The organism is Bradyrhizobium sp. USDA 4461, assembly GCF_054055655.1.
The window spans coordinates 700869-714625 of the sequence record NZ_JBSRXM010000001.1; the positions used below are offsets into that span (position 1 = coordinate 700869).

Consider the following 13757-nt stretch of genomic DNA (forward strand, 5'->3'; position numbering starts at 1 on the left):
GTTCGTGGAGAGTCCCCCTCACCCGGAATTCAAGTTGCGCTTGAATTCCGGCCCGCACGCGGGGCGAGGTGAGGCTCGCCTCTCGATGGGAAGCATAATCATCATGCTCTGTGCGAGCGTTAGTCAAATGACCTCCAGATGAGTCAATATATCCTGCGCCGCCTGATGATCGCGATCCCGAGCCTGCTCGGCATCTCGCTCGTCCTGTTCGTCGTGCTGGCGCTCGCGCCGGGCGATCCGTTCAGCGAGCTCGCGACCAATCCGAACGTGCCGCCCGAGGTGCAGGCGGCGCTGCGCGCCAAGTTCGGCCTCGATGATCCGATCTATCTCCGCTATCTGCACTGGCTCGCGGCGATGGCGCAGGGCGACTGGGGCTTCTCCTTTGTCAGCCGGGTCGATGTCGACACGTTGATCCTGCAGCGGCTGCCGACCACGCTTTACGTCGTCGGCTCGTCGCAGCTGCTGGCGCTGCTGATCGCGATCCCGGTCGGCGTCTATGCCGCCACCCGGCCCTATTCGATCTTCGACCAGCTTGCCAACACCTTCGCCTTCATCGGCTTCTCGCTACCGACCTTCTTCACCGGCATCCTGTTCATCCTGGTATTCTCGGTGAAGCTCGACTGGCTGCCGTTCGTCTACACCGAGGTGCCGGGCAGCGGCATCAAATGGGCGCTCGAGATGATCCGGCAGGCCATCATGCCGGTGATGGTGCTCGGCCTGTTCCAGGCGGCGTCGATGACGCGGTTCGTGCGCTCGGCGATGCTCGACGTGATCCGGCTCGACTATGTCACCACCGCCCGCGCCAAGGGGCTCGGGCAGGCCAAGGTGATCGTCAAGCATGTGATGCGCAATGCGATGATCCCGGTGGTCACGCTCGTTGCGCTCCAAGTGCCCGCCGTGTTCGGCGGCGCCATCGTCACCGAGCAGATCTTCCGGATTCCCGGCATCGGCTCGCTCCTGATCTCCTCCATCCTCGCCAACGATACGCCGGTCGTGATGGCCGTGACCTTCGTGTTCGCGTGTCTCGTGGTGCTGTTCAACCTGATCGCAGATGTCCTCTATGGCTGGCTTGACCCTCGCATCTCCTTCCGCTGAGCGGCGCGGCTATTCGCCCCTGCGCGAAACCTGGCGGCGCTACCGCCGGCACAAGCCGGCAGTGGTCAGCGCCGTGCTGCTGTTGCTGCTGATCGCGGCCGTCGTGATCGGGCCGTTCGTCTGGCGCGTCTCGATCAGCGACATCGACGTGCTGGCCGGCATGCAGGGACCGTCGCTGGCGCATCCGTTCGGCACCGACGATCTCGGCCAGGACCTGCTCGCCCGCATGATCTATGGCGGCCGTATCTCGCTTGCGGTCGGCCTTGCCGCGATGCTGGTCTCGGTGTTCGTCGGCACGCTGATCGGCGCGCTCGCGGGCATGTCGCGCGGCGCGCTCGGCTATGCGCTGATGTGGCTGACCGACCTGTTCCTGTCGCTGCCGCAGCTGCCGCTGCTCTTGATGCTGATCTATCTGTTCCGCGACGGGCTGAAGGCGGTGTTCGGCCCCGAGGGCGGCATCTTCATCCTGATCGTGCTGGTGATCGGCGGCCTGCGCTGGATGCCGGTCGCCCGCCTGGTGCGCGCCCAGTTCCTGTCGCTGCGCGAGAAGGAGTTCGTCGAGGCGGCCCGCGCGCTCGGCGCAAGCCCGGTGCGCCAGGTCGTGCGCCACATCCTGCCCAACGCGCTGGGCCCGGTGATCATCGCCGGCACGATCGACGTCGCCGCCGCGATCATCGCCGAATCGACGCTCTCGTTCCTCGGCCTCGGCTTCCCGCCGGATACGCCGACCTGGGGCCGCATCCTCTATGACGCCAAGGACTTCCTCGACATCGGCCCGCATTGGGCGCTGTTTCCCGGTGGCGCGATCTTCATCGCGGTGGTCGCCATCAACTTCATCGGCGACGGGCTGCGCGACGCGCTCGACGCGCGCAAGGTGATCTGATGGCGCTGCTCGACATCAAGGGCCTGAAGACCCATTTCTCGACCGACGACGGCATCCTCCAGGCGGTCGACGGCGTCGACATCAGCATCAACCGCGGCGAGACGCTGTGCGTGGTCGGCGAATCCGGCTGCGGCAAGACCGTGACCGCGATGTCGATCCTGAAGCTGATCGCGATGCCGCCGGGCAGGATCGTCGCAGGCGAGATCATCTTCGAAGGCCGCGACCTGGTGCCGCTGACCAGCCACGAGCTCGACGACATCAGGGCCAAGGAGATCGGCTTCATCTTCCAGGAGCCGATGACCTCGCTCAACCCGGTGCTGACGATCGGCGAGCAGATCTCCGAGAGCCTGCGCCGCCACGAGGCGGTGACCAAGAAGCAGGCGCTGGAACGCACCATCGAGATGCTGAAGCTGGTGCAGATCCCCAATGCTGCGGGCCGCGTGCATCATTATCCGCACCAGTTCTCCGGCGGCATGCGCCAGCGCGTGATGATCGCGATGGCGCTGGCCTGCCGGCCCAAGCTCGTGATCGCGGACGAGCCGACCACCGCGCTCGACGTCACCATCCAGGCGCAGATCCTCGACCTCTTGCAGGACATGAAGGAACGCTTCGGCATGGCGGTGATGCTGATCACGCACGCAATGGGCGTGGTCGCCGAGACCGCGCAACGTGTCGTCGTGATGTATGCCGGCAAGGTGGTGGAAGAGGCGCCGGTCGACGAGCTGTTCGGCAATCCCGGCCATCCTTACACCCGGGGCCTGATCCGCTCGATCCCGCGCATCGATCTCGATGCCGAGCACAAGACGAGGCTGGAGGCGATCGGCGGCTCGGTGCCGATCCTGATCAACCCGCCGCCCGGCTGCCGGTTTGCGCCCCGCTGCAAGCACGCCATGAGCATCTGCACCGAAGAGGAGCCGCGACTGCGCGAGATTGCGCCCGGCCATCGCATCGCCTGCCACCTCGGAGACGCGTCATGAGCGAACCGCTACTGCGCGTGTCCAATCTGAAGAAGCACTTTCCGGTGCTGGGCGGCCTGCTGTCGCGCGAGGTCGGCCAGGTCTATGCGGTCGATGGCGTGTCGTTCTCGGTCAACCGCGGCGAGACGCTGGGGCTGGTTGGCGAATCCGGCTGCGGCAAGTCGACCACCGGCCGCTGCGTGCTGCGGCTGATCGAGCCGACCTCCGGCGATGTCGTATTCGACGGCCAGAGCGTGACGGGTCTCGGCGGCGGCGATTTGCGCGCCATGCGGCGCAACATGCAGCTGGTGTTCCAGGACCCGTTCGCCTCGCTCAACCCGCGCATGACGGTCGGCGCGATCCTCGGCGAGCCCTTCATCATCCATAATCTCGTGAGTTCGGCCAGCGAGCGCGAAGACCGCGTCGCAAGCCTGCTCGTCAAGGTCGGGCTGAAGGCCGAGCACATGCGGCGCTACCCGCACGAATTCTCCGGCGGCCAGCGCCAGCGCATCGCGATCGCTCGCGCACTGACGCTGGAGCCGAAGCTGATCGTGTGCGACGAGCCGGTCTCGGCGCTCGACGTCTCGATCCAGGCCCAGGTGATCAACCTGCTGGAAGACCTGCAGGCGGAGTTGAACCTCACCTATCTTTTCGTCGCTCACGATCTCTCGGTCGTCGAGCACATCTCCGACCGCGTCGCGGTGATGTATCTCGGCCGCATCGTCGAGCTCGCCAAGGCCAGCGATCTTTACCGCAACCCGCAGCATCCCTACACCAAGGCGCTGCTTTCGGCGGTGCCGGTGGCCGACCCCAAGGCGAAGCGCGACCGCATCCGCCTGAAGGGCGACGTGCCGAGCCCGATGAATCCACCCAAGGGCTGCCACTTCCACACCCGCTGCCCGATCGCCGAAGAGCGCTGCCGCCAATCCGCGCCGGAGCTGCGCGAAGGCAGCAACGGGCATTTTGTGGCGTGCCATCTGGCGTAGGATGGATCGCACTGCAGGACAACGGCGAGCACTGCATCGATTTGCCGTGCATTCCACTTCCTCACCGTCACCCTGAGGAGCGCGCAGCGCCTCGAAGGGTCGACGGCAACCGGCCGGGCCGTGCATCCTTCGAGACGCCGCTTCGCGGCTCCTCAGGATGACGGTGTTAGAGAGCATTACTCGGAAGGCTAACGCCTCCGCTTCTTCGCGGCCTTCGTCGTGGCCTTCGGTTTGGCCTTGGTGTTTGCCTTCGGTCGTGAAGGAAGTTCACCTCCTACCTCCTCCCCCTCACTCGCCTCCGCCCGCAACGTCTCGAGCAGCCAGTCGCGAAACGCACGCATGCCCGGCGTCACCTCGCGCGACTTCAGCCAGGTCAACCAGTACGAGCCCGCCGGGACCTCGGCCGCGAACGGCCGCATCAGCCGGCCGGACACGAGTTCGTTGTTGAACATCGCGATCGGCACTAATCCAACGCCGACGCCGCGTGCGGCGGCCTCGGCCATCGCCACCGAACTGTCGAAGATCGGACCCTGGATCTTCGGACACGGCGCGCCGGCGACCGCAAACCACAACGGCCATTCCTCGGCGCGGTAGGAGCGCAGCAGGAATTCCTGCGCGAGATCGGAGGGCTTGCGCAGCCGGCCCGCGACATCGGGGCAGCACACCGGCGACAGCGGCGCCGACAGCAGATGGATCGCCTCGGTGCCGTGCCAGGAGCCGTCGCCGAACCGCAGCGCGAGATCGAGCCCGTCGCCCGCGATGTCGACGCGGTTGTTGTTGGTGAGCAGGCGCAGGTCGATATAGGGATACGCGCGCTTGAAGCGATCGACCCGTTGCAGCAGCCATCCGGTCGCGAACGTCGTGACGCAGCCGACGGTGACGACCTCGCGCGTACCCTTGGCCTCGATGCGGTCGATGGCAGCGCCGATCCGATCGAGCGCGTCGGTCAGCACCGGCAGCAGCGCCAGCCCCTCGTCGGTCAGCACCAATCCGCGCGGCAGCCGGCGAAACAAGCTTGCGCCGAGCGTATCCTCGAGCTGCTTGACCTGATGGCTGATCGCGGTCTGCGTCACGCGCAGCTCCATCCCCGCGCGAGTGAAGCTGAGCAGCCGCGCGGAGGCCTCGAAGGCGCGCAACGCGTTCAGCGGGAGATGCCGGCGCACGGCATCATGACCAAGTTTTTCTCATGCCTCGTTGTATAAATGATTGTTTGTCGGCCGTCACGCGGTTCGGCAGGTTCGCGCCGCCAACGGGAGGTTAGACATGCTGACGAGACGGACATTTGGATGGCGCGCGCTGGGCCTTGCGGCATCGTGCACCCTGCCGCGGCCAAGCGCTGCGGCAGAACAGAGCGCCGCGGCGGGAGCAAGCGGGGCGGCGCGAGGGCTGCAGCAGGAATTTGCGCGCATCGAGCTGGCGACCACCGGCCGGCTCGGCATCGCTGTGCTCGACACGGAGACGGGGTTGCGCGTAAGCCAGCGCGGCGACGAACGGTTCCCGATGTGCAGCACCTTCAAGGCGCTGGCCTCGGCCGCCGTGCTGCACCGGGTCGACCGTGGCGAATCCAGCCTCGATCAGCGCGTTCAGGTTGAGGCCAAGGACATCTTGGCCTACGCGCCCGTGGCCAAACAACACGTCGGATCGAGCATGACGCTGTCCGAACTCTGCGAGGCCGCCATCACGCTCAGCGACAATACCGCCGCCAATTTGCTGCTGCGCGAGATCGGCGGACCGGCCGGCTTCACCAGCTTCTTCCGCACCATCGGCGACAATGTCAGCCGGCTGGACCGCTGGGAAGTCGCGTTGAACGAAGCCGTGCCCGGCGATCCGCGCGACACCACGAGCCCGGTCGCGATGCTGAAGGATCTGCAACGCGTGGTGCTCGGCGATGTGTTGCAGGCAGCCTCGCGTGAGCGGCTCCTGGACTGGATGGTCGCCAACAAGACCGGCGACACGCGGTTGCGCGCCGGCTTGCCGCGCGGCTGGCGGGTCGGCGACAAGACCGGCACCGGCGAGCGCGGCACCTATAACGATATCGGCGTGTTCTGGCCGCCCGGCCGCAAGCCGATCATTGTGACGGTCTACTTGACCGGGGCCAGCGCGCCGATGGAGACGTGCAACGAGGTGATCGCCAACGTCGCGCGCGCCGTTGCCAATGCCAGCACCGGACAGAGTGGCTAGCGGCAGGACTACCCCGCGCGGCTTGGCAATAACAAAGGTTCATGCGAGGCTCGATCCGAATGGCGATGCGCTCGGCAGGCCATCCGGAGGACTTGTCTTGGTTCGTCGCATCGCCCTCGCCGCGCTGCTTGTCGCAGGCCACGTCCACGGCAGCTTTGCCGCGCCCGACCCGGCGCGGTGCCGCGAGCTGATCCGCAAGTATGAGACCGACAAGGCCCAGCTCAGCGCAATCGAGATCTCGCTGACCTTGTTCGCGGCCGCCAATGCCGACTGCGTCAACCTCGCCACCGATCTGCTCGACCACGGCGCCTCGGTCGACGCGCGGGACCGGCTCGGCGCCAAGCCGCTGAGTCACGCCGCCCGCTCCGGCCATCTCGACATGGTCGATCTGCTGCTGGCGCGCGGCGCGCCGGTCGATGCCCGCAACCTCGCGGGATCGACCGCGCTGTATCTTGCCGCCGAGCGCGGCCATGTCGCGATCGTGCAGCGGCTGATCGACCGCGGCGCCGACGTCAACCTCACCGGGCGCAGCGGTGCCTCCCCCATTGCGGCCGCCGCGTATGCCGGCCGGGACATGGTGGTGCGCCTGCTGCTGGCGCACGGCGCCGACGGCCGCAAGGCTGACGACACCGGCAAGCCGCCTATCGTGTATGCCGCCGCCGCCGGCCAGCTCGGCATCGTCAAGCAGCTGCTCGCGCGCGAGATCGACGTCAACACGCGCTACGCCAACGATCTGACGCTGTTGATGTGGGCCGCCGGGCCGGACGAGGCCGTGCCGGAGACGCAAGCGCTCGAGGTGGTCTCGTATCTGCTGGACTCCGGCGCCAGCATCGACGATCGCGACGCGCGCGGCCGCACCGCGCTGATGATCGCCGCGGAAGGCAATCATCCGGCGATCGCAAAGACCCTGCTGGCCCATGGCGCCGATGCTTCGCTGGCCGACAAGACCGGCAAGCATGCCGCCGACCTCACCATCCTGTCGGCGCTGCGCGAAGAGCTGTCGCCGCGGTGAGAAACAATAGAACCGGTTTGAACAGCGGCGGTGCTGCGCTCCCTCGCCCCGTTCTTACGGGGAGAGCGCTGGGGTGAGGGGCTGTCACCGCGCACTCAGCAGGAGATGCGTTTGCGGAGACTCCCCCTCACCGGGATCGCATCTCACGATGCGATCCGACCTCTCCCCGCACGCGGGGCGACGTTAGGACGCCGCTCACAGCCCCGCCAGATACTCCACCAGCGCGGCGAGGTCGTCGGGCGACGTCGCCAGCATCAGATCGGACATGCCGGGATTGTTGCCGCGCGCGCGGCTGCGGAAATCGGCGATGGTCTTGGCGAGGTAGTCGCGTCCCATCCCGGCGAGCCGCGGCACCGTGCCGTCACCCTGAAAGCGATCGAGATGGCAGGCCGGGCAGCCGACCGACGCGCTGGCCGTCATCGCCTTCGCCGCGACGTCCTTCGGCGCGCGCGGCTGGCCGAGGTCGGGCCACGGCTTCTGCGAAAAATATTCGGCGATCGCCAGCATGTCGTCGCGCTCGAACTGCGTCGCGATCGGCTGCATGATGTCGCTCTTTCGATCGCCGCGCTTGAAATCGCGGAGCTGGATGTAGAGATAGCCGGCCTGCTGCCCCCAGATCGTCGGAATGGTCTTGTCGACCGGCTTGCCGTCCGCACCGTGACAGCCGGCGCAGACCGCAACCTTGTCCTCGATCGTCTCGGCGCACGCCTCGGCCGCGAGCAACAGCAGCAGCGCGGTAGCGCAGATCAATAATTTACAAGACATCCACTCATCCTGAAGCGCAATCGTCATTGCGAGGAGCGACAGCGACGCAGCAATCCATCCTTCCACATATGCGGCGCGATGGATTGCTTCGCTGCGCTCGCAGTGACGCGGCCTGATCGCTCATCCGAAGAAACAGAAGCGGGACCATACCGGTCCCGCTTCCCCACCTTTATTTGTCTCTCGCTCAGTCGAGCGTGAAGGCGATGATGTTGTTGCCGCGTTTGTAGTCGAGCTGGGTATTGCCGCCCGCACCGACCACGACATATTGCTTGCCGCCGATCATGTAGCTCGACGGCGGCGCGTTGACGCCGGCGCCGGCGCGGAAGCTCCACAATTCCTTGCCGTTCGACGAGTTGTAAGCCGCGAACTTGCCGTTGCCTTCGCCGGTGAACACGAGGCCGCCGGCGGTGGCGAGGATGCCACCGATCATCGGCTCGGGCGTATTGACCTGCCATTTGATCTTGCCGTTGTTGTAGTTCACCGCGGTGATGTTGCCCGACTGCTTCTCGCTCGGGATCACCTTGAAGGCGCCGCCCAGCCACAGCTTGCCGTTTGGATAGGCCGAGCTTTCGACGTGGTAGGTCATCGGCTGGTGCAGGTTGATGGCGTAGGCCAGCTCCTGTCCCGGATCGGTCGCGATCGGCGACCATTCGACGCCGCCATTGGCGCCGGGCAGCATGCGCGCGCCTTCCTTGGTCGGCAGCACCCACATGTTCTCCTGCGGCACCATCGCCTCGGAGAAGCGGATCAGGCTGCAGTCCTTGCGATCGTGCACATAGATGTGCCCGGTCTTGCCGGCATGGATGACGCCGGGGATCGTCTTGCCGCCCTTGTCCTTGACGTCGACCAGCACCGTCGGGCTGACCGCGTCGAGATCCCAGACGTCATGGGCGATGTACTGGAAGTGGCAGACATACTTGCCGGTGTCGAGATCGAGCGAGACCAACGAGTTGGTGTAGAGATTGTCGCCGGGCCGGTTCGAACCGTCGAGGTCGGGCGACGGATTGCCGACCACGAAGTAGATCCGGTTGGTCGCGAGATCGATCGACGGGTTCTGCCACACGCCGCCGCCGAGCTTGGCATAGGGATCGCCGATCTTGGCGAGCATATCCTTCTCGGCCTGGATATTGCGATGCATGTCGCGGCCGGTGGCGTCCTTGGTCGCCCAGACGCCGACCGAATTCTCCGGAATGGTGTTGAAATTCCACAGCTGCTTGCCGGTCTTGGCGTCATAGGCACGTACGAAGCCGCGGATGCCGTATTCGCCGCCATTGGTGCCGATCAGCACCTTGTCCTTGACCACGGTCGGCGCCATCGTCTCGCTGTAGCCGAGCTCGGGATCGGCGATGTTGGTGGTCCACACCACCTCTCCGGTCTTGGCATTCAGTGCCAGCAGCTTGGAATCCAGCGTCGCCAGATAGACCCGGTCGCCGAGCACCTGAACGCCGCGATTGTTCGGACCGCAGCAATAGACGGTGATCGGGCCCATCTTGTGGGCGTAGTGCCAGAGCTGCTGGCCGGTCTTGGCGTCGAGCGCATAGACATGGCTGAACGAGGTCGTGACATACATCACGCCGTCGACGACGATCGGCGATGTCTCGAGCGACTCCTTGACGTCGGTCTGGAAGATCCAGGCGACGTGCAGGTTCTTCACATTGTCGCGGCTGATCTGCTTGCCTGGATAAAACCGGGTCTGCGCGTAATTGCCGTTGGTGAGCAGAAAGTCCTTGCTGTTCTTGTCGGCGGCGTTGAGCTGCTCCTGGGTCACCGGCGATACATTGGCGTTACCGAGGACCGACTGCTTCTCCTGCTTGACTTCCTGTGCGATGGCGGCGCCCGACAACAGGCCCACGCCGACCGCGGCGGCAAATGCCGCAAGCCCTTTCACATACATGTCTTCCCCCGTTATTTCTTGGTTGCGATGTCAGGGATGGGTGTTTGCTACTTCCCCTTCGAGGCCTGGCCGCCGTAGCGAGCGCGCAACCGTCGCGTGGCTTGGTTGCGCTGCAATAGATGATCAAAAAAAGAACAACGACAGGTATCGATGGATGGGTTCCATGTTAGCGCCGTCTTTCACAAAGACAACCGATGCGCTGAATGCGAAGCCGCAACCGGAGGCGGCCGCGCGGCCCAATGCGGCAAACGCGGGCTGGCATCAATCCAAGCGATATCGGGCGCTTCCGCAGCTTTCACGCATCGCGGGCGACATTCGCCTTCGCAGGCGCAGCAAGCAAAATGAGACTAAGCGTCAAGCGACGACATCGCGCGTGGAGCAGCGCCGGCAGAGGCCATCGACCTCCGCCGGCGACCGTCTACTCCCAGGACAAGGCCGAAAAGTCGTTCTCGAATTGCGGGACGTCCTTCCACACGCCCTTCAGCTTCTTGCTGGCGATCGTGATCCATTGCGGCTGGAACAGGAAGCCGGCCACCGCGTCGGTCGCCAGCATGCGCTGTGCGTCGCCGAGCAGTTTTGCGCGGCCAGCCTCGTCGGGCGTCGCCATGATCTGCTGGTACAGCGCGTTGAATGCCTCGGACTTGTAGCCGAGATAGTAGTCCGGTTCGGTCAGCTTCACGAGATCGAACGGCTCGACATGCGAGACGATAGTGAGGTCGTAGTTGTGCGGGCCGGTGAAGACCTGCGACAGCCACTGCGCCCATTCCACGTTCTCGATCCTGGCAATGATGCCGACCTTGGCGAGTTGCGCGGCGAGGATCTCGCCGCCCTGCCGGGCGTAGGCCGGCGGCGGCAGCCTCAGACTGAGCTCGAGTGGCGTCTTGACGCCGGCCTCCGTCAGCAGCTTCTTGGCGAGCTCCGGATCGTAGGGATTGATGCCGGTGGTATCGACATAGCCGAGCGAGCCCGGGGTGTAGAAGCTGCCGATCGGCGTGCCGAAACCGTCGACCGCGCCGTCGATCATCGCCTTGCGGTCGATCGCGGCCAGGATGGCGCGGCGAACCCGCACATCGTCGAGCGGTTTCTTGCGCTCGTTGATGCCGACGATGGTCTTGGCCTTGGAGCCGCCGATCAGGACGCTGAAGCGCGGATCGGCCTTGAACTGCGCCAGGCTGCGCGCCGCGCCCACCCTGGGAAACGCATCGACATCGCCCGACAGCAGCGCCGCAACCTGGGCTGCGGGATCGCCGATGAAACGAATCGTCACCTTGGCAAGCTTGATCGCGGCGGCGTTGCGATAATCAGGCCATTTCACCAGCGTGATCGACGAGCCCTTGGTCCAGCTGCCGAGCGTATAGGGCCCGGTGCCGACCGGCTGCGTCACATCGGTCGGCGCGCTCTTCGGTTCGACGATCGAACCCGACGCCTGGCCGAGCAGGAACGGCAGGTTCGGCTCGGAATATTTGAGTGCAATGACGATGGTGTCCGCATCGGGCGCCGTCACCGACGCGAACGCCTGATACAGGCTGCGGTCCTTGTTGGTCGAGGCCGGCGCTGCGGCGCGCTCGTAGGAGAACTTCACCGCCGCGGAATCGAATGGCTCGCCATTGTGGAATTTGACGCCCTTGCGCAGCTTGAACGTGTAGGTCTTGAGATCGGGCGAGGCCTGCCAGCTCTCGGCGAGCAGCGGCGACACCGAGCCATCTTCGTTGATCTTGGTCAGCGTCTCGTAGACGTTGTAGAGCGTGACCTCGGCGATGGCCGCGGCCGCCGCGTTGGTCGGATCGAGCCCCGGCGGCTCCAGCGTCATGCCCATCACGACGCTGTCCTTCTTGCCTTGCGCGAAGCTCGGCAGCGGCGCTGCGGCGAGCGCGGCAACCGCCGCGATAACGCACAATTTCCTCAACATTGCTCTGCTCCCCGGACGTGTTCTTTGCTCAATCTAGGCCAGCCCGACACAAAACACTAACCGGCCTCCGCGACCACTGGCGGCAGCGCCATCACAGCTTCCGCGTGATGGCAGGCCGCGAGATGGCCGTCTCCTATCGTGCGTAGCGCAGGCGCGGTTTCGCGACAATGCCGATCGGCGAGCGGGCAGCGCGGCGCATAAGGGCAGCCAGCCGTCACCGACGCCTGCGAGCCGATCGCCTGGGCGCCGCGGCGACGCCTGCCGCCACCGGGGCGCGCTCGCGGGACCGCATCGAGCAGCGCGCGCGTATAGGGATGGGCAGCGTGCGCGAACAGATCGGCAGCCCGCGCCTGCTCGACGATCCGCCCGAGATAAATCACCGCGATCTCGTCGCAGAGCAGATCGACCACCGCGAGGTCGTGGCTGATCAGGATGTAGCTCAGGCCGAACTCGTCCTGCAGGTCCTGCATCAGGTTGAGCACCTGCGCCTGCACGGAGACGTCGAGTGCCGAGACCGGCTCGTCGGCGACGATCAGCTTCGGCTGCGTGATCAGCGCGCGCGCAATAGCGATGCGCTGGCGCTGGCCGCCGGAGAACTCGTGCGGGAACTTGTCCATGTCGGCATCGCGCAGCCCGACCTGGCGCAGCACAATGGCGACGCGCTCGCGCAGGCCGGCGCGATCGATGCGCCCGAGCGCCGTCAGCGGCTCGGCGACGATCCGCGCAATGGTCTGTCGCGGATCGAGCGAGCCATAGGGATCCTGGAACACCATCTGGAAATGGCGGCGGGCGCGGCGCAGCTCATCGGGCGGCAGCTGGTTGAGGTCGCTGCCCAGCATGACGACCTGCCCCGACGACGGCCGCTCCAGCGCCATCACCAGCCGCGCAAAGGTCGATTTGCCCGAGCCGGATTCGCCGACGACGCCGAGGCTCTTGCCCGGCATCACCCGCGCCGTGACGCCGTTGAGCGCATGCACCTGTGTTGCGGGCTTGAACAGGCTCTCACGCGGCAGCGTGTAGCGTTGCGCGAGATCGATGACCTCGAGCAGCGGCACTGCGGATACGGTTGCTGCCGTCATGCGCCGACGCCTCCGGCAGCCATCGAGATATCGGTCCGGATGCAGCGCACGCCATGGCCGGCGCCGACATCGACCACGGCCGGCAGAGCCGCGCGGCAACGGCGCTCCACGATCGCGCAGCGATCGGCGAAGGTGCACCCAGCCGGCAGATCGGCAAGCTCCGGCACCGTGCCGGCGATGGTCTTGAGCCGCGTCCCCTTGCGCGCGCCGAGCCGTGGGCGGGCGCGGAACAAGCCCTGCGTATAGGGATGGCCCATCCGCGTGAATACGGTGTTGGTCTCGCCGCTTTCGACGACGGTGCCGCCATACATCACCATCATGCGCGCGACATTCTCGGCGATCACGCCGAGATCGTGCGAGATCAGGATCATCGCCATGCCGCGCTCCTCGACCAGGCCGGCGATCAGATCGAGGATCTGGCCCTGGATCGTGACGTCGAGGGCGGTGGTCGGTTCGTCCGCGATCAGCACATCGGGCTGGCAGGCCAGCGCCATCGCGATCGTGATGCGTTGGCGCTGGCCGCCGGAAAACTGGTGCGGATAGGCATCGATACGCTTGGCTGCATCAGGCAACCCGACGCGATCGAGCAAGGCCATCGCCTCTTGCCGCGCTTGCGCGGCCGAGACGCCGGTGTGGCGCAGCAAGGGCTCGGCGACCTGATGCCCGATCGTGTGCATCGGATTGAGCGCGGTCATCGGTTCCTGGAAGATCATGCTGATGCGGTTGCCGCGCAGCTTGCAATAGGCCTTATCCGGCAAGCCGACCAGCTCCGAGCCATCGAGCCGGATGCTGCCGCTGATCACGGCACTGTCCGGCAGCAGCCCCATCAGGGCCAGCGCGGTGACCGACTTGCCGCAGCCGGATTCGCCGACCAGCCCCAGTGTCTCGCCGCGGCGCAGCGCAAAGCTGACGCCGCGTACCGCCTGCGCCGGGCCGCGGCTGGTGTTGAGCCGAACGCCCAAATCCTTCACCTCGATCAGCGGGGCCTCGCTCATGC

At 65.9% G+C, this 13757-nt stretch carries 12 protein-coding genes; 6 read left to right on the forward strand and 6 right to left on the reverse strand.

Annotated elements, in window-relative coordinates; genetic code table 11:
• Positions 1 to 138: 138 nt before the first annotated feature.
• From ACVINW_RS03325 to ACVINW_RS03340, 4 genes are read left to right on the forward strand one after another with little or no spacing between them, the layout of a single operon-like run.
• Positions 139 to 1095 (forward strand): ABC transporter permease, encoded by a 957-nt coding sequence (locus ACVINW_RS03325; protein ID WP_456749991.1) that lies wholly within the window; start codon positions 139 to 141, stop codon positions 1093 to 1095.
• Entirely contained in the window at positions 1061 to 1978 is a 918-nt protein-coding gene (locus ACVINW_RS03330) for an ABC transporter permease (protein WP_456730724.1), read from the forward strand. Before ACVINW_RS03325 ends, ACVINW_RS03330 begins: the two co-directional genes overlap by 35 nt.
• On the forward strand, positions 1975 to 2955 hold the full coding sequence (locus ACVINW_RS03335; protein ID WP_456756283.1) for an ABC transporter ATP-binding protein: 981 nt from the start codon (positions 1975 to 1977) through the stop codon (positions 2953 to 2955). Before ACVINW_RS03330 ends, ACVINW_RS03335 begins: the two co-directional genes overlap by 4 nt.
• Positions 2952 to 3920, forward strand: coding sequence for an ABC transporter ATP-binding protein (locus ACVINW_RS03340; protein WP_456749992.1), 969 nt, complete (start codon positions 2952 to 2954; stop codon positions 3918 to 3920). Before ACVINW_RS03335 ends, ACVINW_RS03340 begins: the two co-directional genes overlap by 4 nt.
• Positions 3921 to 4108: 188 nt before the next feature.
• Here ACVINW_RS03340 and ACVINW_RS03345 read toward each other — a convergent pair whose 3' ends face one another.
• Positions 4109 to 5083, reverse strand: coding sequence for a LysR substrate-binding domain-containing protein (locus ACVINW_RS03345; protein ID WP_456749993.1), 975 nt, complete (start codon positions 5081 to 5083; stop codon positions 4109 to 4111).
• A gap of 100 nt (positions 5084 to 5183) precedes the next feature.
• Here ACVINW_RS03345 and bla point away from each other — a divergent pair, with 100 nt between their 5' ends.
• Entirely contained in the window at positions 5184 to 6101 is a 918-nt protein-coding gene (bla, locus tag ACVINW_RS03350; protein WP_456749994.1) for a class A beta-lactamase, read from the forward strand.
• Positions 6102 to 6198: 97 nt separating this feature from the next.
• Positions 6199 to 7113, forward strand: coding sequence for an ankyrin repeat domain-containing protein (locus ACVINW_RS03355; protein WP_456749995.1), 915 nt, complete (start codon positions 6199 to 6201; stop codon positions 7111 to 7113).
• Between the two features lie 195 nt (positions 7114 to 7308).
• Here ACVINW_RS03355 and ACVINW_RS03360 read toward each other — a convergent pair whose 3' ends face one another.
• The 5 genes from ACVINW_RS03360 to ACVINW_RS03380 all read right to left on the reverse strand — a co-directional run bounded on the left by ACVINW_RS03360 (position 7309) and on the right by ACVINW_RS03380 (position 13755).
• Positions 7309 to 7878 (reverse strand): c-type cytochrome, encoded by a 570-nt coding sequence (locus ACVINW_RS03360; protein WP_456749996.1) that lies wholly within the window; start codon positions 7876 to 7878, stop codon positions 7309 to 7311.
• Positions 7879 to 8062: 184 nt separating this feature from the next.
• A complete protein-coding gene (locus ACVINW_RS03365; protein ID WP_456749997.1) occupies positions 8063 to 9772 on the reverse strand; it encodes an outer membrane protein assembly factor BamB family protein in 1710 nt (569 codons plus the stop codon).
• A 418-nt stretch (positions 9773 to 10190) separates the two neighbouring features.
• On the reverse strand, positions 10191 to 11681 hold the full coding sequence (locus tag ACVINW_RS03370) for an ABC transporter substrate-binding protein (RefSeq protein ID WP_456749998.1): 1491 nt from the start codon (positions 11679 to 11681) through the stop codon (positions 10191 to 10193).
• Positions 11682 to 11737: 56 nt separating this feature from the next.
• On the reverse strand, positions 11738 to 12760 hold the full coding sequence (locus tag ACVINW_RS03375; RefSeq protein WP_456749999.1) for an ABC transporter ATP-binding protein: 1023 nt from the start codon (positions 12758 to 12760) through the stop codon (positions 11738 to 11740).
• Positions 12757 to 13755, reverse strand: a complete 999-nt coding sequence (locus ACVINW_RS03380) for an ABC transporter ATP-binding protein (RefSeq protein ID WP_456750000.1) — start codon at positions 13753 to 13755, stop codon at positions 12757 to 12759. The genes ACVINW_RS03375 and ACVINW_RS03380 overlap by 4 nt, the downstream gene beginning before the upstream one ends.
• Positions 13756 to 13757 lie beyond the last annotated feature (2 nt).